Here is a 22,879-nt window from a genome sequence, read left to right as displayed (position 1 = left end):
GGGTTTTCAAACCATGCACGATATCGATGCGATTCTGGGGAAGATGCGGGAGGCCATTCCCGCCGGTCCGGTGCGGATCAAGGAGGCCGTCGAGGGGGGGCGGAAGGTGGTGGGCTGTTACTGCGCCTACACGCCCTACGAGGTGATCCGGGCCGCGGGGGCCATCCCGGCCACCCTGTGCGCGACGAGCGAGAAGCCCATCGCCGCGGCGGAGGAGCACCTGCCGCGGAACCTCTGCCCGCTGGTCAAGGCCAGCTACGGCTTCGCCCTGACCGACACCTGTCCCTACTTCCACTTCTGCGACCTGGTGGTGGGGGAGACGACCTGCGACGGCAAGAAGAAGATGTACGAGATCATGGACCGTCTCAGGCCTACGCACGTCATGCAGCTGCCCCAGACCGTCTCCGAGGAGGCCGTGGGGCAGTGGCGGACGGAGATCGAGCGCCTGGCCCGGAGGCTGGAGGAGGCCCTGGGCACGGTGGTGACGGAGGAGGCGCTGAGGCGCGAGATCGCATGGCGCAACGAGGAGCGCCGCGTGATGTCGGACCTCTACGAGCTCTCCAAGCTGAACCCGGCGCCGCTGTCGGGGCGCGAGGTCCACGTGGTGAACGAGTACTTCAAGATCAGCTTCGGCGACCCCGGGATGCTGGACCTGATCCGGGACCTGACGCGCAAGCTCCGGGAGAACTACGAGGCGGGCGAGCGCCGCGTGTCGCCGGACCGGCGGCGCATCATCGTCACGGGCTGCCCCACCGGCAAGAGCGTGGAGAAGGTGTTCAACGCCATCGAGGAAAACGGTGGCGTGATCGTCGCATTCGAGAACTGCGGGGGCATCAAGCCCAACTACGAGCTGGTGGACGAGTCGCTGCCCCCCTACGAGGCCCTGGCCCGGAAGTACCTGGACATCCCCTGCTCCTGCATGACGCCGAACGACAAGCGTCTGGACCTGCTGGAGGACCTCGCCGGGGAGTACGCCGCCGAGGGGATGGTGGACCTCATCCTCCAGGCGTGCCACACCTACAACGTGGAGTCCTTTCAGGTACACGAGCGCATGGAGAGCATGGGCATCCCCTGCATCACCGTGGAGACGGACTACTATCAGGGCGACGTGGAGCAGCTCAACACGCGCATGGGCGCCTTCGTCGAGATGATGGGGTAGGGGCCGTGGGCACGGGGGCGGACGGCGTGGGCGCGCCGATCTGGACGGTCGGGGTGGATATCGGTTCGGTGGGGGTCAAGGCCGTCCTGATGCGCGGCTCGGAGTGGGCCGACCGCTGCGTCGTCCCCACGGGCTGGAACCCCGGAGAGACGGGGACGGACGCCTGCGCGCGGCTCCTGGAGCGGAACGGCCTGACGCGGGGCGACGTGGCGCGCACGGTCGCCACCGGCTACGGGCGGAACGCGGTGGAGGCCGACGGGCGCGTCACGGAGATCTCCTGCCATGCCGTGGGTGCGGGCCGGCTCTTTCGGGATGGGGAGCCCGGCGGCGTGCGGACGATCCTGGACATCGGGGGGCAGGACAGCAAGGCCATCGCCCTGGACCGGGACGGGAACGTCGTCAACTTCCTGATGAACGACAAGTGCGCCGCGGGGACGGGGCGCTTTCTGCAGAACATGGCCGTCATGCTGGGCTGCACCCTGGACGACTTCAGCAGCCTGCCCGACGATCTCGAGCCCCGCGCCATCTCCAGCATGTGCACGGTGTTCGCGGAGTCCGAGGTCGTGGGGCTCCTGGCCCAGGGGGTGGACAAGCGGGCCCTGTCCCTGGGGCTGCTGGACTCCGTCGCCTCCCGCGCGGAGGGGATGCTGCGGCGCGTGGGGCTCCACGAGCCCGTGGCCTTCACCGGCGGGGTCTCGCGAAGCCGCAGCCTGGTGCGCCTTCTGGAGAAGCGGCTGGGCTGCGCCGTCCGGGTCAGCCCGGACTCGCAGTTCGCCGGGGCGCTGGGCGCGGCGCTCCTGGCGCAGAAGCAGGCGCTGCGGGGACGGGAGCCCCATCGCAGTTGAGGGTCCGGCGTTTTGCGGCGTTGGCCTCACGGCTTCGCCGAGAGAAAAAAGGAGTGTCGAGAATGAAGAAATTTGCTGCGGTACTGGCGCTGTCCTGGGCCTTTGCTCTGCCCGCGTTCGCTGCGGAGGAGGAGAAGGTCCCTGTGATCCGCATGGCCTACACCATGACGACGCACCAGCAGGGCTTTACCATCGCGCTGCAGAAGGGAGAGGCCTTCAAAGACTTCGGCGTCTGGTTCAAGCCGGTCGTCGAGAAGGAGAAGTACGACCTCTACCGGGGGGACAAAAAGATGGCCCGGTTCGAGGTCATCGTGACGAAGAGCGGTTCCGAGGCCGCATCGCTCTTCGCCCAGAACCATCTGGACCTGACGACAAACTCGTTCCCCGCCATGCTGTCGGCGATCGACAACGGCACGCCGATCAAGGTGCTGGCTCCCATCCAGGCGGACGGTATCGCGATGGTGGGGCGCCTGGATTCCCCCGTCGACGACTGGGATTCCCTTCTGGCGTTTATCAGGGAGGCCAAGGCGCCCGTCAAGCTGGGCTACCATTCTCCAACCAGCGCTCCGAAGGTCCTTGTCGAGGCCGCGCTCTTCGAGGCCGGCCTGCGCCTGACCGGGGACGCGAACGCGACGAAGCAGGAGGCCGACGTCCTCCTGGTCGACCTGAAAGGGGTCGCCAACTTCAATCCCGCGTTGACCTCGGGACAGGTCGACTTCTGGGTTGCTCCAGCACCCGTCCCGCAGGTGGCCGTGCTGAAGAAGCAGGGCAAGATGATCCTGGACCTCAAGACCCTTCCCCCTGCGGGCAAGTGGGACCACTTCCCCTGCTGCGTGACCGCCGCACACGTGAACGTCATCGAGAAGCACTCGGACATCCTGGACGCTTACCTGGAGCTGCTGACGAAGTCGAGCGCCTGGTGCAACGCCCATAAGGACGAGGCGGACGAACTCTCGGCGGTCTGGTTCGGCGTCCCCGTCGAGGCGACGCGAATGTCCGAGATGACGTACTCGACAAACCCTGACGCGAAATGGTTCCGCAACGCCTCTCTGTACCCGGAGATGATGAACAGGATGGGGCAGTTCAAGAACCTTCTGAAGGGCAAGACCCTCGAGGAAAGCAAGGAACTGGTCTTCGACTTCCGCTACGCGGAGAAGCAGAACGCGAAATAGACGATGAGGCATTGCCTGAGCCGGGGTGCGCTGTCTCTGGTCGCCCCGGCGCTTTTCCTGCTGTTCTGGCACTACGCGTCCCTGAGGATCGATAACGCCGTCGTACTGCCCAAGATCGAAGAGGTGTTGGCGATCCTGCTCCACCCCACGAAGGACCTGCTGAACATGGGGTCTCTGATCGGCAACGTGACCGTCAGCTTTGTCCGCGTGTTCGGGGGGTACCTCCTGGCCGTGTTCGTTGCCGTTCCGCTGGGGCTCGCGATGGGATACTGGAGCTGGCTGAACCGGATGCTGGGGCTGTTGGCCGGGCTCTTTCGCCCCATCCCCCCATTGTCCTGGATCCCTCTTGTGCTGGCCTGGTTCGGCGTCGCCAGTATGGCGACGATCCTGGGCATCGAAGAGGGGGCGTGGTACCCTTTCTTCAGCAACATCAAGATCTCCATGCTGTTCATCATCTTCATCGGGGCCTTCTTCCCCATCCTGGTGAACACCATCGGGGGCGTCCAGAGCGTTCGGGTGACGCTGATCGATGCGGTCCGGGTTCTGGGTGCGTCGCCGTGGCAGATCGTTCGGTACGTCGTCCTCCCCCACGCCGCCCCGCAGGTCTTCACGGGGCTGAGGGTGGGGCTCGGGGTTGCGTGGATGTGCCTGGTCTCCGCCGAGATGATGCCCGGCAGCATCTCGGGGGTCGGATACCTCATCACGCACGCCTACACGGTGGCGCAGACGGACGTCGTCATCGCGGGGATGATCGCCATCGGCGTCATGGGGATTCTGATCGATTCGATCTTCATCCTGATCGAGCGCAGGGCCTTTCAGTGGCAAAGCCTCTACAGGTGATGGTATGATGAGGGAAAACAGTCTTCTCAGGATCGAGGGTTTGGGCAAACGCTTCGCATCGGACCAAGGCAGGGACGTCGCCGCCCTCCTGGACGTCAACCTCTCGGTGAAGGAGAACGAGTTCGTCTGCATCGTAGGGCCCTCCGGGTGCGGGAAGTCCACTCTGCTGCGGATCCTGGCCGGCCTGGAGCGCCCCTCCGGAGGCAGGGCGCTGATGAAGGGGGTGGAGATCGAGGGCTCCGGGCGGGAGCGGGGCATGGTCTTTCAGGAATACTCGTTGATGCCCTGGCGCAGCGTGGAGGAGAACGTCTGGATGGGCCCGGAGCTGTTGGGACGTCCGGTTGGAGAGCGGAAAGCGGCGGCGGCGCACTACATTGAACTCGTCAAGCTGAGCGGCTTTGAACGGGCCCTCCCTCACGAGCTCTCCGGGGGGATGCGGCAGCGCGTGGCGATCGCCCGGGCCTTGGCGAACGACCCGGAGATTCTGCTGATGGACGAACCGTTCGGCGCCCTTGACTCCCATACGCGGATCATCCTGCAAAAGGAGCTTTTGAAGATATGGCAGGTGCACCGCAAGACGATCCTGTTCGTGACGCACAGCGTGGACGAGGCCGTCTTCCTGGCCGACCGTATCGTCGTCATGTCTGCCCGACCGGGTCGGATCATCCTGGAGGAGTCCCTGGACCTGCCCCACCCGCGGAAAAGGGACAATGCCGTCTATGCGCGGACGCTCGAGAAGATCCTGACGCTCTTGGAGGCGGAGCAGACATAGGGGCACGGTGGGAGGCTGTTCCTGCGGGAATCCTGTTTTTGAGTGTAGGCGAGGAGGAAAAATCATGTCAAGCGTGATCAAAAGGCTAAGCGTTTTTGTGTTGCTGACACTCTGCCTGGGGCTGTCTCTGGCGTTCGCCGGCGCGTCCCGGGCCGGGGAGCCCCGGGTGCTCCGCATTCCCATCGACGAGGAGCCGGACTCCTTCAACGTGGCGCGCGTCTCCGACTACTACTCCGCCATGGTGGCCTCCCAGGTCATCGAGGGGCTGACCGGCATCGTCGTCAAGGACGGACGCGAGGTCGCGGTGCCCGCCTGCGCGGAGTCCTGGGAGACGAGCGAGGACGGCCTGACCTGGACGTTCCGACTGAGGGAGATGAAATGGGCCGACGGCGAGCCGCTGCGGGCTTCGGACTTCGTGTACGGGATCTCCCGCGTGCTCGATCCCGCGACCGCGTCCCCCATCTCGGGGAAGGTCCGGTTCATCAAGAATGCGGGCGACGTCCTGCTGGGCAGGAAGCCGCTCTCCGAGCTCGGGCTGGAGGCCCCCGACGACCGGACGCTCGTGGTCCGACTGGAGCACCCGGTCCCCTACCTGCTGCAGAGCGCGGCGGGCACGGCCATGTTCCCCGCGCGCCGGGACGTCGTGGAGAAGTACGGGGACGCCTACGGGACGGACGCGGGCAAGATCGTGGGCTGCGGCCCCTTCATCCTCGAGAAGTGGGTCCACAACAGCTCCCTCGCCTTCGTCAGGAACCCCCTGTACTGGGACGCGGAGAACGTGAAGCTGGACCGCCTCGAGATGAAGATCGTCGCCGAGGAGTCGACCAAGGTGGGCGACTTCGAGAACGGGGGGCTGGACCTCACCTCCGTCTACTCCGCGGAGTGGGCGAAGAAGCTGGACGAGAACCCCGCCGGCAAGGGCGGGTACGTCAAGAACATCGTCTATATGCCCGAGACCAAATACGTCTTCTTCAACCAGACGGTCCCGCCCTTCTCCAACAAAAAGGTGCGCCTGGCGTTCAGCCTCGCGCTCGACCGGGAGGAGATTCACAGGGACGTCAGCCTGGGGCTGGAGCCGGCCGCCTGGGGCTGGCTGCCGCCGGCCATGGACCTGGACGGGGAGAACTTCCGCAAGCTGGCGGGGGAGCCCGTCAGGGATCTGGCCTCGGCCCATCCCGACCCCAGGGCGCTCCTGGCCGAGGGACTGAAGGAGCTGGGAATGAGCGGCGCTCCCGAGGAGCTGAAGGTCGTCCTCATGTGCCATAACGCCACCCGGGACTTCGCGGAGTACCTCCAGCAGGCCTACAAGACGAGGCTGGGCGTCGACCTGGAGCTCGACCCCGTGGAGTGGCCCGTCTTCCAGGAGCGCAACCGCAACCTGGACTACCAGATGGGCTACAAATCCTACTACGCGGACTTCAACGATCCCTCCTCCATGATGGACCTGTGGATCACGGGCACCCGGACCATCCCGACGGGGTGGTCGAACGAGAGGTACGACGCCCTGGTCCGGGAGGCCGGGCGGAGCGCGGACAGGGCCCTGAGGGCAAAGAACTATACGGAGGCGGAGCGCATCCTGCTGGAGGAGGGGACGATCGCCCCCTACGCCTACGCCACCGGGTTCGACTACGTCCATCCCTACGTGAAGGGGTACGCCGCTCCCACCTTCACCGCCATGCTCTACAAGACCGTCTCCGTCGAGAGATAGCGCCCGTCCGGACGCGGGACGAAGGAAGGGTTTCGATGACTCGGTACGTCCTCAAAAGGCTGCTCTACTCGCTCGTCGCCCTGTTCGTGGCGATGAGCGCCACGTTCTTCATCATCCACTCCGTGCCGGGCAACCCCATCGAGGCCATGACCGAGAAGCTGCCCGAGTCCCTGCGCCGCCAGACCTTCGAGCGCTACGGGTTCGACAGGCCCCTTTCGGAGCAGTACGTGCTCTTCTGGAAGCGGCTGCTGACGGAGGGGGACCTGGGCGAGTCGCTGCGCTACCGGGGGCGGGGCGTCGGGGACATCCTCTCCCGCTACGCCCCCGTGTCCGGGGTGCTGGGCCTGACGGCCATCCTCTGGGGGGCGGGGCTCGGGGTCACGCTGGGTGTCGTGGCGGCGCTCCACCGCGGAAGGGCGCTGGACTACGCGGTCATGCTCCTGGCGATCCTGGGGGTGTCCATCCCCAACTTCGTGCTGGCCTCCCTGTTCCAATACTTCCTGGCCGTGCGGCTGGGCTGGTTCCCCGTCACGGGCTGGGGCGGCTTCGCCCACGTCGTGCTCCCCGCCCTGGCCCTGTCCTTCTACTCCACGGCTCAGTACGCCCGCTTCATGCGCGCAAGCTGTCTGGAAGTCCTGAGCCAGGACTACATCCTGGCCGCGCGGGCCCGGGGCATGAGCCGCCTCCGCCTGGTCCGCCGGCACGTGCTGCGCAACGCCATCCTGCCCATCGTGACCCTGCTGGGGCCCCAGATCGCCCTGATGTTCGGCGGGGCCTTCGTGGTGGAGCGCATCTTCTCCGTGCCCGGGCTGGGGTTCTACTTCGTCTCGTCGGTCGGGGACCGGGACTATACCCTGATCATGGGGCAGACGGTCTTTTTGTCGGCCCTCTACATCCTGTCGATGCTGGCCGTGGACGTCCTCTACGGCTTTCTGGACCCCCGAATCCGCTTCGCGCGGGACGGCGGCGGAACCCTATGATGGGGATGCGCGCCGCCGGCTCCGATGGAATGGGGGACCCGGCACGGATCGGGAACTCGGTACGGATGGAGGGGACGGCCCCGGCGGACGCGGAGCTCCGTCCGGAGGACTTTCGCTTCGTCGAGCGGCCCGACGAGGCCTCCTTCCTCCTCAGGCCGTCCGTGAGCTACTGGCAGGACGCCTGGCGCCGTCTGAGGCGCAACCGGGCGGCCCTCCTGTCCGCGGCGCTTTTGGCGCTCGTCACGGCGCTCTGCGTCGTGGGGCCGGAGCTGACGCCCTACGGGCACGAGGCCCTGAGCATGACCGAGAAGAACCTGGGGCCCTCCGCGGCCCACTGGTTCGGGACGGACAAGATGGGGCGCGACCTCTTCACCCGCGTCGCCGTGGGGGGGCGGGTCTCGCTGATCATCGCGCTCGCCGGCGCGCTGATCGACATCCTGGCGGGGCTCTTCTACGGCGGGGTGGCCGCGGGGCTCGGCGGCGCCGTCGACAACGCGATGATGCGCTTGGCGGACGTCCTGTCGAGCATCCCCTACCTGGTCCTGGCGGTGCTGGTCTCCCTGATCCTGGGCCGCGGGATGGCGAGCCTGCTGGTCGCGATGACCCTGACGGGCTGGTGCAACATGGCCTATCTGGTCCGGGGGCAGATCCTGCAGATCAAGGAGCAGGAGTTCGTCCTGGCGGCCCGGGCCCTGGGGACCTCGCCGTGGCGGATCCTCTGGAAGCACCTGATCCCCAACATCATGGGCGTCATGATCGTCGCGGTCACCTTCGACATCCCTCTCTTCATCTTCGGGGAGGCCTTCCTGTCCTACATCGGGCTGGGCATCCAGCCGCCCATGACCAGCTGGGGCGCGCTGGCCTCGGGCGCGCAGCAGCAGATGCTCTTTTATCCCTGGCAGCTCTTCTTTCCCACGCTCTTCATCAGCCTGACCATGCTTTCCTTCCAGATGCTGGGCGACGGGCTCCGCGACGCGCTGGACCCCCGCGTGAGGGACTGAACCGTGAACGGCGCGGACAAAGGGATTGCGCACGAGAAGATCGCGGGTGGGGGGACCGGGAACGGAAAGATCCTCGAGGTCCGGAACCTGAACGTGCACCTGAACACCCGCGACGGCCGCCTTCACGTCGTTCGGGACGTCTCCTTTACCCTCGGCTCCGGCGAGACGCTCGTGACGGTCGGGGAGTCGGGCTGCGGAAAGTCCATGACGGCGCGGGCCCTGATGCGCCTTCTGCCGGACGAGGCGGCCGAGGTCCCGGGGAGCTCCCGCATCCTTTACCGGGGGCGGGACCTCCTGAGGCTGACGGAGCGGGAGATGCAGCGCGTCCGGGGCCGGAGCCTGGCGATGGTCTTCCAGGATCCCTCGACCTCGCTGGACCCTACCCTGACGATCGGGGAGCAGGTGGAGGAGACCCTGCTGCTCCACACGAGGCTGCGGGGCCCCGAGAGGCGGCTCCGGGTGCTCGAGATGCTGCACGCCGTGGGGATATCGAGCCCGGAGACGCGCATGAGGCAGTACCCGCACGAGCTCTCGGGCGGGATGCGCCAGCGCGTCATGATCGCCTCGGCCCTGGTCGGGACGCCCCGTGTCCTGATCGCGGACGAGCCCACGACGGCCCTCGACGTCACCACCCAGGCCGACATCCTGGACCTGATCCGGGAGCTCCAGCGGCGCTTCGACCTCTCGGTCCTGCTGGTCACGCACGACCTGGGCGTCGCGTCGGAGGTGGGGGACCGCATCCAGGTGATGTACGCGGGCGAGATCCTGGAGAGCGCCCCGAAGCGGGAGCTGCTCCTCAGGCCCGCCCACCCCTACACCTGGGCGCTGCTGCGTTCCGTACCGTGTCCGGGGGGCTCGGGCCGCCCGATGCTCTACTCCCTATCCGGGACGCCGCCCGACCTGATCGAGGACCCCGGGGCCCGTCCCGCCTGCCCCTTCGCGCCGCGCTGCGACTACTGCATGGAGATCTGCACTCGCGCCGCGCCGCCCGAGCTTCTGCTTCCGTCGCCGGAGTCCGACCCCGAGCGGAACCCGGAGGGGGAGGGGCACCGGGTGCGGTGCTGGCTCCGCCATCCCCTGGCGCCGCACGTCGCCGTGCCGGAGGGAATACGGTGCCCGAAGGCCGGGCGGAAGGAGGCGACGGCATGACGCAGACGGGTTCCGCAAGTTCCGCGTCCTCCCCTCTGCTGCGCGTGGAGCGCCTCTGCCGGTACTTCCGGCTCCGCGGAGGCCGCATCCTGAGGGCGGTGGACGACGTCAGCTTCGAGGTCGCCCGGGGGGAGACCCTGGGGATCGTCGGGGAGTCCGGGTGCGGCAAGAGCACCCTGGGCCGGACCATCCTGGGGCTTCAGCCCGCGACGTCCGGACGGGTGCTCTTCGACGGGCTCGACGTGCACGCCGCCAGGGGAGCCGAGCGGCTGCGCCTCAAGAAGCGGGCGCAGATCGTGCTGCAGAACCCCTACGCCTCCCTGAACCCCCGGATGACCGTCGGGGACATCGTGGCCGAGGGGCTGGACGCTCACCGCCTGTGCCGGGACAAGCGGGAACGCGAGGAGCGGGTCTGCCGCCTTCTCGAGCGGATGGGTCTGAGGCCGGAGTTCCGCTCCCGCTACCCCCACGAGTTCTCCGGCGGGCAGTGCCAGCGCATCGGCATCGCCCGGGCCCTGGCCGTGGAGCCAGAGCTGCTGGTTTGCGACGAGCCGATCTCGGCGCTGGACGTCTCCATCCAGGCCCAGATCGTCAACCTCCTCGTAGACCTGCGGCGGGACCTCGGGCTGACGTCGCTCTTCATCGCGCACGACCTGGCCGTGGTGCGCCACATCTCCGACCGCGTCGGAGTCCTGTACCTGGGCGCCCTCGTGGAGCTGGCCGGGACGGCCCAACTCTACGGGGAGCCGCTTCACCCGTACACCCGGGCGCTGCTCTCGTCCATCCCGGACGTCGATCCGGACAACCCCATGAGCGCGCGGAGGGTGCGCCTGAGCGGCGAGGTGGGCAGCCCCGTCGATTTTCAGTGCGGCTGCCGTTTCGCCCCGCGCTGCCCGCTGGCCGAGGAACGGTGCCGTCAGTTCCGGCCCGAGCTCGAGGAGGTGTCGCCGGGCCACTTCGTGGCGTGTCATCGCGTCGGGAGGGGCTGAAGGGCGACTTACGAAACGCCTTTTTCGTGACGGTCCTCTCCGTTGGCAGTAAGCCCCATTGTTTTTCGGAGAAGACATTTTCTCCGTCCACCTGGGGGCGACTTTTTCTCTGGCTGTTGACGCCGCGCCTCCGCTCCCTTGACAGAGGGTCTCTCCATGGTAGTATGTTTGTCTTGTTAAACGAATACGCTGCCGCCCCACCGCTGCGGGAGATCCGTCGCGCGGGGGATGGGAGGCCGGCGGCCCCCGGCTGGAGAAACGACTCGGAATCATGAACGAACACCGTCCCTGTAAACGCATCCTGCCCGTTCTGGGCTTCATCGGAATCATCGGTCTCTGGTACGCGGCGAGCTCGGCGCCCGGGTGGAACCATTTTCTGTTTCCCTCGCCCGCCGTGGTCGCGTCGCGCATGGTGCAGCTGCTGGAGAACGGGGTCCTGTTCCGCCACCTGGGGGCCAGCCTGTTTCGGGTGCTCTGCGGCTTCGGGATCGCCGTACTCATCGCCTTTCCCACGGGGATTGCGCTTGCGCTGCTGCCCCTTTTCTCCGCCCTCGTCCGCCCGCTGCTGAACTTCCTGCGGCAGATCCCGCCCCTGGCCGTCGTGCCGCTCCTGATCCTGGGCTTCGGGATCGGCGAGGCGTCCCGGATCGCCGTCGTCGTCATGGCCAGCTTCTTCCCCGTGCTCCTGAACGTGGAGAGCGGCATCCGCCAGGTCGACCGCCGCCTTCTGGAGGTGGGGCGCGTGCTCTCGTTCACGCCTCTCGCCCTTTTCCGTCACGTCGCGTTTCCCGCGTTCTTCCCCTATTTCCTCGTCGGCGTGCGCCTGGCGCTCTCCTACAGCTGGAGGTCGCTGATCGGCGCGGAGATCGTGGCCGCCTCCTCGGGCGTCGGCTACATGATCCGCGAGGCCGAGACCCTCTCCCGGTCGGACACCATCCTCTGCGGCGTCATCGTCCTGGGGTGCGTCGGGGCCCTCTCGGACCGGGCCCTCGGAGCTCTGTCCGAGAGGCTGTTCCCCTGGAGCGTCCCGGAGGGAGGAGCCTGAGGTGGTGCGCGTCGAGGAGGTCTCGAAGGTCTATCGCGGCCGGGGCGGAGCGGTGGAGGCCCTGCGCGGGGTCAGCCTGGAGTTCTCGGAGGGCTCCTTCACCGCGCTGGTGGGCCGGAGCGGCTGCGGAAAGACCACGCTTCTGCGCCTGATCGCCGGGCTGGAGCGGGAGTCCGGGGGCCGGATCGTCCGTTCCGTCCCAAGGCGGCAGGTGGGGTACGTCTTTCAGGAGCCGCGCCTCATGCCCTGGCTCTCGGTCGCCGAGAACGTCCGCTTTGCCGCCCGGTCCGGCGGTCCGGCCGGGGACTTCGGGGACGCGGACGAGATCCTGCGCACCCTGGGGCTGGCGGATTTCGCCCGCTGCCTGCCCCACGAGCTCTCCGGGGGCATGGCCCAAAGGGTCGCGCTGGGGCGGACGCTCTTCTGCCGGCCCAGGCTGATCCTGATGGACGAGCCCTTCGGAGCTCTGGACTGGTTCACGCGCAGGACGCTCCAGTCCGACCTGCTGCGCCTGTGGCGGGAGGGGGGACGGACGATCGTGTTCGTGACCCACGACATCGACGAGGCTCTGACGCTTGCGGAGCGCGTCGTGGTGCTGAGGGAGGGATGCTTCGCGGGGACGTTCGGCGTCGATGGGGAGCTCCCCGCGGGGGCGCGGGCGGACCTGCGCGAGCGGATCCTGGCCGCCATAGAGTTGGGCGAAGCCCGGTCCGGCGTCGCGCCGCAGTTCTTTTAGGGGGCCTCTCGGCCCCGATATGAAGGAGGACGATCATGAAAAAGGTTCTTGCTCTTGGGCTCGGTGTTATCATATCCCTGTGTCTGCTCGCGGCCGGAGCCGGGGCGGAGGAGAAGCCGCTGGCGATCACCTACGTGAAGTCGCCGCTCAACATCCCCTCCATCCTGGAGAAACGCCTGGGGCTGCTTGAGGCGGAGTTCGGCCCCCTGGGCTACGCGGTCTCCCACCCGGAGATCACGTCCGGTGCGCAGCAGTCCCAGGCCATGGCCGCGGGGTCGGTCCAGGTCGCCAACTGCATCGGCGGGACGTCCCTGCTGATTGCCGCCGCGCAGGGGCTGGACGTCCGCATCGCGGGGATCTACTCCCGCTCCCCCAGGAGCTTCTGTCTGGTGGTCAAGGACCCCGCGATCCGCACCGTAGCCGACCTCAAGGGCAAAAAGGTCGCCGGACCCAAGGGGACGGTGCTGCACCAGCTGCTCCTGGCGGGCCTGAAGCGGGAGGGGATGGAGGCCTCTCAGGTGGAGCACATCGAGATGGGGATCCCCGCCGCCGTCGCGGCCCTGATGAGCGGCTCCATCGACGGGGCGCTGGCCGCGGGGCCCCTGGCCCTGAAGGCCCTGGAGGGCGGTGCGCGGGTGCTCTTCAACGGCGAGGGACTGGTTGAGGGCACCATCGTTATCGGGGTGAGCGGCGCGGCGTTGAAGGAGCGGGACGACCTGGCGAGGCGGATGATCGACGTCCACCGAAGGGCCTTGGCCTATGCTAAGGAGCACCCGGAGGAGACCGTGAAGATCGTGGGCGAGGAGACGGGGCTCTCGACGGAGCAGGTGCTGGAGATGGAGAAGCTCTACGATTTCGATCCCACGGTGCGCTCGGAGGACCTCGCCGAGCTGGAGAGGACCATGCGCTTCCTCGTGGACGAGGGGCTGGCCACCCGGTCCGTGGACCCGGCCTCGCTGCTGGTTCGCTGATGGCCGGGAGCTCGGCCGCCGAGGGGCGCTCCATCCCCTTCGAGGCGGATTCCGTCCGGCTGTCTGCGGGGTACGGGGATGTCGCCGCCTTCCACGGGGGGCGGTATCCCGCCGGCGCCGTCCTGGGGTTCAAGGCCCTGACCCTGGCCCGTGAGCTGCTCTTTCCGCGGGGCGGGAGCTTCGTCCGCGAGCGCTGCGCGATCGAGACCCCCTTTCCGGGCGGCGGCTTCAGGGACGCGGCGGAGATGGTCTTGAGGAGCGTATCGCGGGACCGCTACCGGCTGGACCTGAGCCTGCCGGTCCCCGTGGGGACCGTGCCCGCCCCCGTGGAGGGGTATTTCTTCTTCCGGTTCCTGCAGGATGGGGGATGCGCCGGGTTCTCGCTTCGGCCAGGGCTGGTCCCCGAGGAGTTCTACGCCGCCACCGAGGACCTGCACCACGGCCGCGGGGACCCGGAGGCCGCGGAGGCGCGCGCCCTGGAGCTGCGCCGTGCGATCGCCTCGGCGATACGGTCCCTCGATCCCTCGGAGCTCTTCATCGTTCACGAGGCCAGGGCGGCCGAGCCCCTTCCGGAGGGGAACGAGCCGCCTCCGCTGGAGGAGGCGGGGTCCCTCGGCCTGATCGATCACGAGGGGTATGATGTGACGGTGGAGAGCCTCCGCCGCTATCACGGGAACTCGGCCCTGTGCGGCCTGTGCCTGGTCTGGTCGCTGGTGCGCCAGCTCGGAAGGCGCGCGGGCGTCGAGGCGTTCGAGCGCCGCTCGGTCGAGGTGACGGCCGGAGCCCGCGGTTCGGGGATCCTGGATGGCCTGGAGTACCTGTTCCGTGGGTTCGGCGAGGGGCGGGCGTCCTTCGACTTCGGCTGGGCCGAGGGGCTCGGCGCCCCGAGGGCCCCGATGGGAAGCGGGGCCTTCGCCTTCCGGTTCGTGCTGCCCGGTCGTGAGCCGATGACCTTCGTCCTGAAGGAGCGGTACGTCCCGCACGAGTATTTTGCGCTCTGCGAGCGCAGGGCCGGCGACCCGGGGGCGTTCGGCGAGGAGCCGGAGCGCCGGAGGCTCCAGCTCGAGTTCGCGCGGCTCGCCCTGAATGAACCGGAGCTGTTCGAGGTCGTGCCGTAGTCTGTGCGTATGGTGGGGGAGGCGCGCGGGGAGGTTCGTCCTCGCGCTGGTGGACTGGCAGTCCCGACGCGGATGGTGCGGCGGCTGCCCTTCCGAACGATTGGACCTTGGAGGAGGAATGACGAACATGGTGCGATCTTCACGTCTTTTGGGCTTGTTTGCAGCGTTTGCCGTCTGTTCGGCGCTCTGTCTCGGCGCTCTGGCGGGGCCGGCCGCGGGGCTGAGTGATGCGGAGTATCGCGAGATGGTGGAGGACCCGGATTTCGCCAAGTCCGACAAACGGCTGAACGAAGTCTGGTCCGGGCTCCTGAAGGAAGGGGGCCTCTCGAAGGCGGGGATAAGGGTTCTGAAGGCGGACCAGGCGCAGTGGGTGAGGAAGGGTCGCGATACGCAGGCCAAAATCCTCATGGAGGGCGGCTCCACGGCCCTCGAGGCCTACACGGCGGCGACCCGGCTTCGCGCGGACGAACTGCCGGGGATCGCGGGACGGATCTTCCTTCAGGATCGCCCCGACGGCCCCCAGGGCTATTACGTCCGGCGCGAGAACGGGCGGGAGACGGGCTGGCTCTCCGTCCGCTGGACCGACAAGAAGGCCGGGGAGGTCAGCGTCGATGCGGAGGCCATCCTGGTCCTGCGGCCGGACAACGTCCGAAGCGGTCTCTGGTCCGGCGGGGGCGCGGTGCAGAAAGGGGTGCTGAAGGCCCCGGACGAGGAAGGGGAGGGCAGCGCGACCTTCACCTTCAAGGGCGACAGGGTGCAGGTGGCGACGACCTCGGACTTCGCGTCGGGCTCCATGGGCATGGGGGTGACGATCGAGGGGACCTACGTCCGTCAGGGACTGCCGAAGCTGTAGCGCGCAGGGCTCCGCGCCGCCGTGCGGACGGTCGCGGCGTTTCGGACGCCCGGGCGAAGTCCGGGACAGCCTGCCTGGGGGCCTTCCTGCCCGAGGACGCTCGGGAGAATCCGCATCAACAAAACGGCGCCGGACCGTCAAAAAGATCAAAAAGAAAAAACCCCGCTTAAAAGCGGGGTTTCAACATAACCGGACCGTGCCGGATTATCTGCTGGAGCGGACAACGGGATTCGAACCCGCGACCCTCAGCTTGGGAAGCTGATGCTCTACCAACTGAGCTATATCCGCATTTCCGATGGTGGAATTATAGCCCAAAAAGCCCCTTCTGGCAAGCGGGCCTCCCCTTCGGCCGAGGACGCGCTCAGGCCGAGGGGGACCCGGAGCAGCCCCAGGCCGTCGGGCGGCCGATGGAGAGGTAGTCGAACCCCCTGCGGCGCATGTCGGAGCAGGAGTACAGGTTTCGGCCGTCCACGACGATCGGCTGCCGGAGCAGCCTCCTGATCCGATCGAAGTCCGGCTGGCGGTAGATGTCCCACTCCGTCACCACGGCGAGGGCGTCCGCGCCGTTCACGGCGTCGTAGGGTTCGTGGACGTACACCAGCCCCCGGCGGTCGCCCAGCGCCTCCCGGGTCTCCCCGACGGCCCGGGGGTCGTGGGCCTGAACCCGGGCCCCGGCGTCCAGCAGGCTGCGGATCAGGACCTGAGCCGGGGCCTCGCGCGTGTCGGAGGTCTTGGGCTTGAAGGCCAGCCCCCACACGGCGACAGTCCGGCCCGACAGCTCGCCCAGCCGCTCGGAGATCTTCTCGAAGAGTACTCCCTTCTGGCGCTCGTTCACCTCGTCCACCGCCGTGAGAAGCCGGGGCTCGTAGCCCGCCGACCGGGCGAAGTCGCGCAGCGCGCGGACGTCCTTGGGGAAGCAGGAGCCGCCGTAGCCGCACCCCGCGTGGAGGAACTTCGAGCCGATCCTGCTGTCCATGCCCATCGCCCGGCGCACGCTCTCCACATCGGCCCCGACGCGGTCGCAGATGTTCGCCATCTCGTTCATGAAGGAGATGCGCGTCGCCAGCATCGCGTTGGCCGCGTACTTTGCCATCTCCGCCGACGCGATGTCCATGAAGAGGAGCCGCGACGGCTCGAGGAAGGAGTAGAGCGAGGTCAGGATCTCCCGGGCCTCGGGGGAGTCCGTGCCCAGCACGACCCGGTCCGGCTCCAGGAAGTCGCGTAGGGCGGCCCCCTCACGCAGGAACTCCGGGTTGGAGGCCATCGACAGGCCGAAGCCGGCCGAACGGCCCTCAAGCTCGGAGGCTATCCAGTCCCGGACCCTGGCGTTCGTCCCTACGGGGACGGTGGACTTGACGATCGTCAGCAGGCTGCCGGACATCCCACGGCCCACGCTCCGGGCGGCGCTCTCGACGTAGGACAGGTCCGCGCTGCCGTCGGGCGCCGAGGGGGTGCCCACCGTGATGAAGCAGACGTCCGCGCCCTTCAGGGCCTCCCCGACGTCCGCGGTGAAGGAGAGCCGCCCCTCTTCCATGTTGCGGACCATCATCTCCGCAAGGCCGGGCTCGTAGAAGGGCACCTCGCCCCGGCGCAGGGTCTCCACCCGCTCCAGGTCCGTGTCCGCGCAGACCACGGTGTTGCCGAACTTGGCCAGGCAGGTCCCCGTGACCAGCCCCACGTATCCCGTTCCGATCGTCGCCAGCTTCATCGATTCCCATCATCTCCATCCCGCATTTTTACCCGCATTTTGGGCCTGGACTCGCCCGAGAATCATAACACACTCCCTGCCGACTTCCCCGGGCTCCGGACCCGATCCGCCGGGAATGCCGGGCGCGGGGTCAGGCAGTTCGCTCCTTGAAGCGGTCCACCCGGAACCGTTCGACGGAGATGCCCCGAAGGTCGGCGATGCCCGCCTTTCTCGCCGCGATGGCAAGCTGCTCCTCGACCGTGTCCACGCCCTCGAGGTCGGGAAGGAGGACGCCGCGCCGCCCGTCCTTCGAGACGATGACGCCCCACTCCCCGGGGTCCAGATCGGCGAGGTCCGTCACCGGCTCGGGGTCGGAGAGCACGTCCACCGAGAAGAGGACGCCCGGGAGCTCCTCGCGCGTCATGGGCGGAAAACGGGGGTCGCGGGTCGCGGCTGACACGGCGTTGGCGATGATCTCGCGGTCCAGGCTGCGCTGCGAAGGGGCCAGGGTGCCGATGCAGCCCCTCAGGGCCCCGGACCGCGTCTTGATGGAGACGAAGCAGGCGCGGCGTTCCGCCCAGAGCTCCGAGGGCGCCGCCTCCGTTCCCGAGGCCGGCAGAGGGCGTCCCTCCAGCAGGCGCGTCACCGTCTCGCGCGCCAGACGCGCGCAGGGATGGTCCTGCGACGCCTCCCCGCCGGGCGCCTCCCCATGGGCCGCACCTCCATCGGATGCTCCTCCATGAGACGCACCTGCGTCGGACGGCTCCCAGAGGGCGCTGCAGTATCCCACCCCGAACGGGCCCTCGTAGGAGAACACCCGGATCGCCCCGCGGACTGCGCCTGTGAGCCCCAGCATCGTCATGATGGAGCGCAGGCCGCACTCCCCCGCCGCCTCCAGCGTCTCCTGGGACAGCGAGAGCAGGGGGCCGGCGTCGGCGGACGTCAGGGCCTCGAGGACCGCGGCGTCGAATACGCGCCCCTCGGGGCTGTAGCCCGCCGGGGCGTCCGGCGTCAGGCGATGCGACAGGTCGCCGCTGGCCACCAGCCCCCAGCGCAGGCCGTCGTCGAGGAGCGCCAGCCTCTCCCCCAGGGAAAGAGCCTCGTCCGGCGTCAGCCCTATGGGCGAGGCCAGGAGGGTCGGCGGCAGATTCTCCGACGGATTCTCTCCGTCCCGCCCCCAGGCCTGGCGCAGGAAATACAGGGGCACGAGGGTCCCCTGATCGCTCGTCAGGTCGGGGCGGCTTCCCTCCCGAATCCGGGCCCCCAACGCGGACAGGCGGTCCGCGGCCGCCCTGCGAAGCTCCCCGGGGCAGGCGATCCCGATCGTCACGGACGGAGCGCCGAAGGGAGCCAGCGTCCCCGCCGCGCGCCCGGCGGAGTTGAGGAAGAGCGCCCCGGGCGCATAGGGCTGGTGGGGGGACAGGACCAGCAGCGCGTCGGGCCTCCGGTCCCTCAGGGACTCCGCCAGGAGCTCCAGCCCCTTCAGGGTCTCTCGAGCCTCGTTCTCGCGCCCCCGCCCCACCTCGGGGACGAGGATCGGGGGATGCGGCATCAGGGCCGCCCACACCCAGGGCATGACATCGCCTCCTTTATCGCTTCCTTATTTCTCCTTCACCGCGCCCTCGCCGCTGACGCCCCCGTATTCCGGGGAAACGCCGGTTCGCGAGCGCTATTGGTGCTCGCCCTTCAGGTAACGATAGAACGCCTCGTTGCACCAGAGGGGGCGCGTCTCGATCTTCAGCGCGGGGTCCAGCGCGAGGAACGCGGTGCGGAAGCGCCGTTCCCCGCCCTTGAGGACGAACGAGTGCATGCGGTATCCGACGCTCGCCTCCGAGCGGACCACGTTCTCCGCCACCTCCTCGTACCCCGGCCCCATGAGCGTCAGGGAGCTGTAGAGCGGCTGCCACCAGGAGCCGTAAAGCAGGCCCTTTCCCTCGGGGTTCGCGTCGTTCTTCTTGGCGTGGGCCTGGACGAGGGAGTCGAAGGCGTCCTTGTCCTTCAGGCTCCGGAACTCCAGCTTCAGGTCGTACTCCAGCGCGCTGGCGAGATAGAGGTCCTCGCGGACCTTGTCGACCCTGTAGTGGCGCGAGGGCTCCGGGACGGGGCCCCACTCCAGCAGATAGCGGTAGGACGACGTCTTGGGCTCGAGCGCCACCCTCGCGACGAGCCCCTTCTCGTTCAAAAGGGCCATCAGCTGCTTGGCGTGGCGGATGTCGCTATGTCCGTACTGCAGGGTGTAGAGGGACACGAAACGGGCGTCGAAGGCGTCCGACTTGATGTTGTAGCCGGTCGAGGCCCCGTCGGCTATGGCCCTGACCCCGAGGTTGAAGAGCCTGCTCCCGTCGAAGAGGCGGAAGGAATCCCAGGCCGACTGGAGCCTGCCGTAGATCTCGGGGTCGTCCGAGCGCCCCAGGGCGCGGTCGCCTCCGTTCGAGATCCCGATGACGCGATAGAGCAGCCGGACCGCCTCCCGGACGGGGACGGTCGCTTCGGCGGCCCAGGCCTTCTCGCTCTCGATCAGGCCGATGCTCTTCGCCGCGGCGAGGTTGCGCGCGTCCGCCTCGTCCAGACGCTTACCCAGACGGCCGGACAGCCTCTCGAGCTCCTGCGGCGCGATCGGGTAAACGGTCTCCGCCATGCCGGAGGCCCTCAGGGCGAGGTCCAGCAGGGTCAGGTTCCGTGTGGAACGCTTCTCCCCCGCGGAACCGAGGTCCCGGGCCATCTGCGCCAGGCGTTCCTCGACCAGCGCAAGGCTCGGGGACGCGTCCTCGAACCCGGCGTACTCCGCGAGAAAGGCCTTCTCGTGGAGCCCGTCCCCATCCCTCGTCCCCGCCGCCGCAGGCAGGGCGAAGGCCGCCGCCAACGCAAGCAAAACCAGCCCCAAGATACCCAGCCGTCTCCTGAAACGATTCTTCATCCCGGAACAACCTCCTGTTTTTCGTCTTTTCCGCCCGGAACCCATCCCCCGACCGAACGGCGGAACCGAGGACCGCGCGAAATTCCTTCCGTATTCCGATTCCAAACCATGCGCGCTGTCTTTCGCCCGTCTTGCCTCAGGGATTTTCGGGAATGGCATTACCTGTTCAAGCTCATTTTAGCACCGCCGCTCAGCCCCTGCCGCCGGGCGGCATCATGAGAGGAAGGGTCGTGGGGAAACAAAAAAAGAAGAAGGCCGGCGCCGTGTCACGCCGACCTTCTTCTTTTTGAGGGGGGTTCCAAACGACCGAACAAGAACGAGGGGGTGTGCCTACTTTTGCCCCTTGGGATCGGTATTTCCAGGAGAGGACCCCCGGGGCTTTCGGCATTCGCTATTTGTTGGTCACAACAAACATTATACAGGTCATCTTCATAATGTCAATAGGAAAGATAGGATTTATAAAAACATCGTAAATGCTGTGTATTGCAGACGTTAGGTTGCTTTTTGCCAGAGGGGGATAAGGCGAAATGGATGGGAGGGCCAAAAATCGAGTTCGGAAGACCCCGGGGAGTGGGGCGTCATCGTCTTGAAGGACGGAGCGGCGGAGGCGTCTCCGACCTCGAGGGTGTGGATGCGGTTCGAGGACCCACTCGCCGTCGCGCTACGGATTCGGCAGCCTCTGACGGACGTAGGTCCCATCGAGCGTCAAACCCATGTTCGTGGTGTCCGGGGCGAGGTCCGGGGACGCCACCACCTGCACCCTGTCGCCCTGAAAGGTGAGGGTTGCGCTGCCCTGCCCGTCGTAGTCTCCGTCGACCTCGAGCACTCCTTTCCGCACCGTGCCCTCGCCGAACAAGGTGCGGATTTCGAACTTGTCCGAATCCGGGTCCAGAATGGCCTCCACGCCGACGCTGATCTCTCCGGCCTCCTTGTCTATCCAGCGGACGGAGAGCCGGCCCGTCTCCCGCCCGTCCTCGCTCCGGACGTAATAGCCTTGGGGGCCGTCGGAGCGATCCTTGAGGAAGATCGGCTCCACGATGTGCGGCAGCGCGTCCACGCGCATCGCGGTCACCGAGGTATAGGCCTCGAGGGCCGTGTAGCCGTCCTCCATCATGTAGCGCTTGGCCGCCGCGTCACGCCCCTTCCTTACCCACTCCGCCTGGTCCGCCTTCAGGGCCTTTATCCCCGCCTCCGAGAGGCCCCCCTCCTTCAGGAGCCTGGACCATTCTTCGTTCAGAGCTCTGTCGGCCTTGGCGAAGTCCGGGTCCTTCATCATCTCGCGATACTCCGCATCGCTCAGCCCCGCGGCCGGCCCCGCCAGCGTCAGGACCGCCAGCCCCGCCAGCACAAGGACGAACCTCCTCGCGAACCTCCTGCCGAACTTCCCTGCCATACTCCTCATGCTCCGTTCATACCTCCCTGTCGTGTTCTGGACGCGTGCGTCCTTCAACGCCTATCCTTCAATTTCAATGCCTCCCCGAGAGTAATTTGGGAATGGCATGACATGTTCAAAATATTTTAACACCATAGGAGCCTCAGCCCCTGCGGCGGCTGCCGCATATTATAAAGGTAAGGATATAAGGTAAGATCATGGGGAAAAAGGGAAAAAGAAAAAGGCCGACGTCCTATCACGCCGACCTCCTTCTTTTTGAGGGGGGTTCCAAACAACCAAACAAGAACGAGGGGGTGTACCTACTCTTGCCCTTCGGGATCGGTATTTCCAGGAGAGGACCCCCGGGACTTTCGGCTACTCGCTGCCTGTTTGCCATAGCAAACATTGTACAGGTTATCTTTATAATGTCAAGAGGAAAGATATGTGGTGGTGGATGCAGCGCGGGCTACGTCCTCCTGCCCCTGCTGGGGCTCCTTCCCTGGCCTCGAGGATGAAAAAAACGATAATCGAAACGGATCGAATACAGCTTGAGAACGGGGGGCGATATCCGGCCCCCTTGTCTTATCTTGAAGGCCTCTCCCAAAATGCACCCGATGCATCATGTTGGAGGCCCGCTTCTATTCGGAGGGCCGTTCCTTCCGAATCTTGTAGAGCAGCATCTTCGCGCCCCTGGCCAGCGGGGGGATGAGGTTGAACAGGACGGCCCAGCCCCAGCGGCGCAGCTCCTGGTTCAAATAGTACTCCGCCTCCCCAAACTTCAGCGCGGGGTCCCAGCTCTCGATGTCCCTGAGGCCACCGAGCCCCCAGTGGAACCGCACGTCGTCCCCGTACTCCCGAATCGAGTCGTGCATCTTGGAGTTTCGGGCCATCCAGGGCGAGACCGCGTCGAAATGCAGCTCGCCGCCGGGGAAGCGCTGGGCCAGGTTCCGGAACAGCCCCTGGATGTCCGGCTCCTGCAGGTACATCAGCACCCCCTCCATGATGAAGGCGAAGCGGTGTCCCGGATAGCGCTCCAGCAGTTCGTCCATCCACGCCGTCTCGAACATCGAGGCGCCGATCTGCGGGTTGCGCTCCGAGCCCGGAAGGAAACGCTCCCTCACGGCCATGACGTCCGGCAGGTCCAGGTCCACCTGGACGCCCTTGCCCGAGTCCGTCCGCAGGAAACGGTCGTCCAGCCCGCAGGCCAGATGCACGACCACGGGCCTGTCCCATTCCGCAAGGATGCGCCGCGTCTGGCGGTCGAAGCGGCGCACACGGATGACCGTCCCCACCTGCGACATCCTCTTGTTCCGGAAGCGGGACATGTCCACGCCGAGCTTCTCCAGGATCTCGATCGCCTTGGGGTCCTCGATGATACGGTCGGGGCGCTTCGTCTCCTGTGCCTTGAAGTACAGCGTCAGGAGCGATGTCTCCGAGATGGGGCTCTTGAAATCGAGCTCACCCTGCGCTTCCCTGTTCTCATCCGTATTTTGATCGACCATATTTGAACCAACCTCCTCGTAGAATAAGTAACGTGGAAGTGATACCAGGGCTGGTAAACTACT

20 protein-coding genes and 1 tRNA gene are annotated in these 22,879 nt (G+C 67.1%); 15 read left to right on the top strand and 6 right to left on the bottom strand.

What is annotated here, in order from left to right:
• The first annotated feature begins 13 nt into the window (after window positions 1–13).
• From ABLA28_RS01355 to ABLA28_RS01285, 15 genes are all read left to right on the top strand, one after another.
• Entirely contained in the window at window positions 14–1,159 is a 1,146-nt protein-coding gene (locus tag ABLA28_RS01355; protein WP_347712198.1) for a double-cubane-cluster-containing anaerobic reductase, read from the top strand.
• A 5-nt stretch (window positions 1,160–1,164) separates the two neighbouring features.
• Window positions 1,165–2,004, top strand: a complete 840-nt coding sequence (locus ABLA28_RS01350) for an acyl-CoA dehydratase activase (protein WP_347712197.1) — start codon at window positions 1,165–1,167, stop codon at window positions 2,002–2,004.
• A 62-nt stretch (window positions 2,005–2,066) separates the two neighbouring features.
• Window positions 2,067–3,176 (top strand): ABC transporter substrate-binding protein, encoded by a 1,110-nt coding sequence (locus ABLA28_RS01345; protein WP_347712196.1) that lies wholly within the window; start codon window positions 2,067–2,069, stop codon window positions 3,174–3,176.
• Between the two features lie 3 nt (window positions 3,177–3,179).
• On the top strand, window positions 3,180–4,016 hold the full coding sequence (locus ABLA28_RS01340) for an ABC transporter permease (protein WP_347712195.1): 837 nt from the start codon (window positions 3,180–3,182) through the stop codon (window positions 4,014–4,016).
• A gap of 7 nt (window positions 4,017–4,023) precedes the next feature.
• Complete coding sequence (locus ABLA28_RS01335; protein ID WP_299301934.1) at window positions 4,024–4,788, top strand: ABC transporter ATP-binding protein; 765 nt, start codon at window positions 4,024–4,026, stop codon at window positions 4,786–4,788.
• A 64-nt stretch (window positions 4,789–4,852) separates the two neighbouring features.
• A complete protein-coding gene (locus ABLA28_RS01330; protein WP_347712194.1) occupies window positions 4,853–6,496 on the top strand; it encodes a peptide ABC transporter substrate-binding protein in 1,644 nt (547 codons plus the stop codon).
• A gap of 35 nt (window positions 6,497–6,531) precedes the next feature.
• Entirely contained in the window at window positions 6,532–7,476 is a 945-nt protein-coding gene (locus ABLA28_RS01325; RefSeq protein WP_299301940.1) for an ABC transporter permease, read from the top strand.
• Window positions 7,473–8,477 carry an ABC transporter permease gene (locus ABLA28_RS01320; protein ID WP_347712193.1) on the top strand — a complete coding sequence of 335 codons (1,005 nt, stop codon included), beginning with the start codon at window positions 7,473–7,475 and terminating at the stop codon, window positions 8,475–8,477. The genes ABLA28_RS01325 and ABLA28_RS01320 overlap by 4 nt, the downstream gene beginning before the upstream one ends.
• A gap of 3 nt (window positions 8,478–8,480) precedes the next feature.
• Window positions 8,481–9,626, top strand: a complete 1,146-nt coding sequence (locus ABLA28_RS01315; protein WP_347712192.1) for an ABC transporter ATP-binding protein — start codon at window positions 8,481–8,483, stop codon at window positions 9,624–9,626.
• Window positions 9,623–10,615, top strand: a complete 993-nt coding sequence (locus ABLA28_RS01310; RefSeq protein WP_347712191.1) for an oligopeptide/dipeptide ABC transporter ATP-binding protein — start codon at window positions 9,623–9,625, stop codon at window positions 10,613–10,615. Before ABLA28_RS01315 ends, ABLA28_RS01310 begins: the two co-directional genes overlap by 4 nt.
• Before the next feature lie 271 nt (window positions 10,616–10,886).
• Window positions 10,887–11,660 (top strand): ABC transporter permease, encoded by a 774-nt coding sequence (locus ABLA28_RS01305; RefSeq protein ID WP_315099526.1) that lies wholly within the window; start codon window positions 10,887–10,889, stop codon window positions 11,658–11,660.
• Window position 11,661: 1 nt separating this feature from the next.
• Window positions 11,662–12,396 (top strand): ABC transporter ATP-binding protein, encoded by a 735-nt coding sequence (locus tag ABLA28_RS01300; RefSeq protein WP_347712190.1) that lies wholly within the window; start codon window positions 11,662–11,664, stop codon window positions 12,394–12,396.
• A gap of 35 nt (window positions 12,397–12,431) precedes the next feature.
• The gene (locus tag ABLA28_RS01295; protein ID WP_299301959.1) at window positions 12,432–13,367 is read left to right on the top strand and encodes an NrtA/SsuA/CpmA family ABC transporter substrate-binding protein; all 936 of its coding nucleotides are present in this window, start codon (window positions 12,432–12,434) and stop codon (window positions 13,365–13,367) included.
• The gene (locus ABLA28_RS01290; RefSeq protein ID WP_347712189.1) at window positions 13,367–14,485 is read left to right on the top strand and encodes a hypothetical protein; all 1,119 of its coding nucleotides are present in this window, start codon (window positions 13,367–13,369) and stop codon (window positions 14,483–14,485) included. The genes ABLA28_RS01295 and ABLA28_RS01290 overlap by 1 nt, the downstream gene beginning before the upstream one ends.
• A gap of 127 nt (window positions 14,486–14,612) precedes the next feature.
• Window positions 14,613–15,338 (top strand): lysozyme inhibitor LprI family protein, encoded by a 726-nt coding sequence (locus ABLA28_RS01285; RefSeq protein ID WP_347712188.1) that lies wholly within the window; start codon window positions 14,613–14,615, stop codon window positions 15,336–15,338.
• 212 nt (window positions 15,339–15,550) lie between these two features.
• Here the strand turns inward: ABLA28_RS01285 and ABLA28_RS01280 are convergent.
• The 6 genes from ABLA28_RS01280 to ABLA28_RS01255 form a co-directional block, all read right to left on the bottom strand.
• Window positions 15,551–15,626, bottom strand: a tRNA-Gly gene (locus ABLA28_RS01280).
• A gap of 73 nt (window positions 15,627–15,699) precedes the next feature.
• Window positions 15,700–17,046, bottom strand: coding sequence for a UDP-glucose/GDP-mannose dehydrogenase family protein (locus ABLA28_RS01275; RefSeq protein ID WP_299301967.1), 1,347 nt, complete (start codon window positions 17,044–17,046; stop codon window positions 15,700–15,702).
• 130 nt (window positions 17,047–17,176) lie between these two features.
• On the bottom strand, window positions 17,177–18,601 hold the full coding sequence (gene amrA, locus ABLA28_RS01270) for an AmmeMemoRadiSam system protein A (RefSeq protein WP_347712187.1): 1,425 nt from the start codon (window positions 18,599–18,601) through the stop codon (window positions 17,177–17,179).
• A gap of 93 nt (window positions 18,602–18,694) precedes the next feature.
• Window positions 18,695–19,942, bottom strand: coding sequence for a hypothetical protein (locus ABLA28_RS01265; RefSeq protein WP_347712186.1), 1,248 nt, complete (start codon window positions 19,940–19,942; stop codon window positions 18,695–18,697).
• Window positions 19,943–20,603: 661 nt separating this feature from the next.
• Window positions 20,604–21,344 (bottom strand): lysozyme inhibitor LprI family protein, encoded by a 741-nt coding sequence (locus ABLA28_RS01260; RefSeq protein ID WP_347712185.1) that lies wholly within the window; start codon window positions 21,342–21,344, stop codon window positions 20,604–20,606.
• A gap of 608 nt (window positions 21,345–21,952) precedes the next feature.
• Entirely contained in the window at window positions 21,953–22,816 is an 864-nt protein-coding gene (locus tag ABLA28_RS01255; protein WP_347712184.1) for a class I SAM-dependent methyltransferase, read from the bottom strand.
• Window positions 22,817–22,879 lie beyond the last annotated feature (63 nt).

Source organism: uncultured Fretibacterium sp. (genome assembly GCF_963544685.1).
Lineage (GTDB): Bacteria > Synergistota > Synergistia > Synergistales > Aminobacteriaceae > CAJPSE01.
The sequence above is the reverse complement of the archived record's forward strand: the minus strand, read 5'-3'. Positions and strand labels throughout refer to the sequence as shown.

Excerpts from the sequence above, each read along its gene's own strand:
- ABLA28_RS01260 (WP_347712185.1), bottom strand. The coding sequence starts at position 21,344 with ATGAGGAGTATGGCAGGGAAGTTCGGCAGGAGGTTCGCGAGGAGGTTC.
- ABLA28_RS01345 (WP_347712196.1), top strand. The coding sequence starts at position 2,067 with ATGAAGAAATTTGCTGCGGTACTGGCGCTGTCCTGGGCCTTTGCTCTG.
- ABLA28_RS01295 (WP_299301959.1), top strand. The coding sequence starts at position 12,432 with ATGAAAAAGGTTCTTGCTCTTGGGCTCGGTGTTATCATATCCCTGTGT.
- ABLA28_RS01265 (WP_347712186.1), bottom strand. The coding sequence starts at position 19,942 with ATGAAGAATCGTTTCAGGAGACGGCTGGGTATCTTGGGGCTGGTTTTG.
- ABLA28_RS01335 (WP_299301934.1), top strand. The coding sequence starts at position 4,024 with ATGAGGGAAAACAGTCTTCTCAGGATCGAGGGTTTGGGCAAACGCTTC.
- ABLA28_RS01290 (WP_347712189.1), top strand. The coding sequence starts at position 13,367 with ATGGCCGGGAGCTCGGCCGCCGAGGGGCGCTCCATCCCCTTCGAGGCG.
- amrA (WP_347712187.1), bottom strand. The coding sequence starts at position 18,601 with ATGCCCTGGGTGTGGGCGGCCCTGATGCCGCATCCCCCGATCCTCGTC.
- ABLA28_RS01340 (WP_347712195.1), top strand. The coding sequence starts at position 3,180 with ATGAGGCATTGCCTGAGCCGGGGTGCGCTGTCTCTGGTCGCCCCGGCG.
- ABLA28_RS01325 (WP_299301940.1), top strand. The coding sequence starts at position 6,532 with ATGACTCGGTACGTCCTCAAAAGGCTGCTCTACTCGCTCGTCGCCCTG.
- ABLA28_RS01310 (WP_347712191.1), top strand. The coding sequence starts at position 9,623 with ATGACGCAGACGGGTTCCGCAAGTTCCGCGTCCTCCCCTCTGCTGCGC.
- ABLA28_RS01275 (WP_299301967.1), bottom strand. The coding sequence starts at position 17,046 with ATGAAGCTGGCGACGATCGGAACGGGATACGTGGGGCTGGTCACGGGG.
- ABLA28_RS01305 (WP_315099526.1), top strand. The coding sequence starts at position 10,887 with ATGAACGAACACCGTCCCTGTAAACGCATCCTGCCCGTTCTGGGCTTC.
- ABLA28_RS01285 (WP_347712188.1), top strand. The coding sequence starts at position 14,613 with ATGGTGCGATCTTCACGTCTTTTGGGCTTGTTTGCAGCGTTTGCCGTC.
- ABLA28_RS01320 (WP_347712193.1), top strand. The coding sequence starts at position 7,473 with ATGATGGGGATGCGCGCCGCCGGCTCCGATGGAATGGGGGACCCGGCA.
- ABLA28_RS01330 (WP_347712194.1), top strand. The coding sequence starts at position 4,853 with ATGTCAAGCGTGATCAAAAGGCTAAGCGTTTTTGTGTTGCTGACACTC.
- ABLA28_RS01255 (WP_347712184.1), bottom strand. The coding sequence starts at position 22,816 with ATGGTCGATCAAAATACGGATGAGAACAGGGAAGCGCAGGGTGAGCTC.
- ABLA28_RS01355 (WP_347712198.1), top strand. The coding sequence starts at position 14 with ATGCACGATATCGATGCGATTCTGGGGAAGATGCGGGAGGCCATTCCC.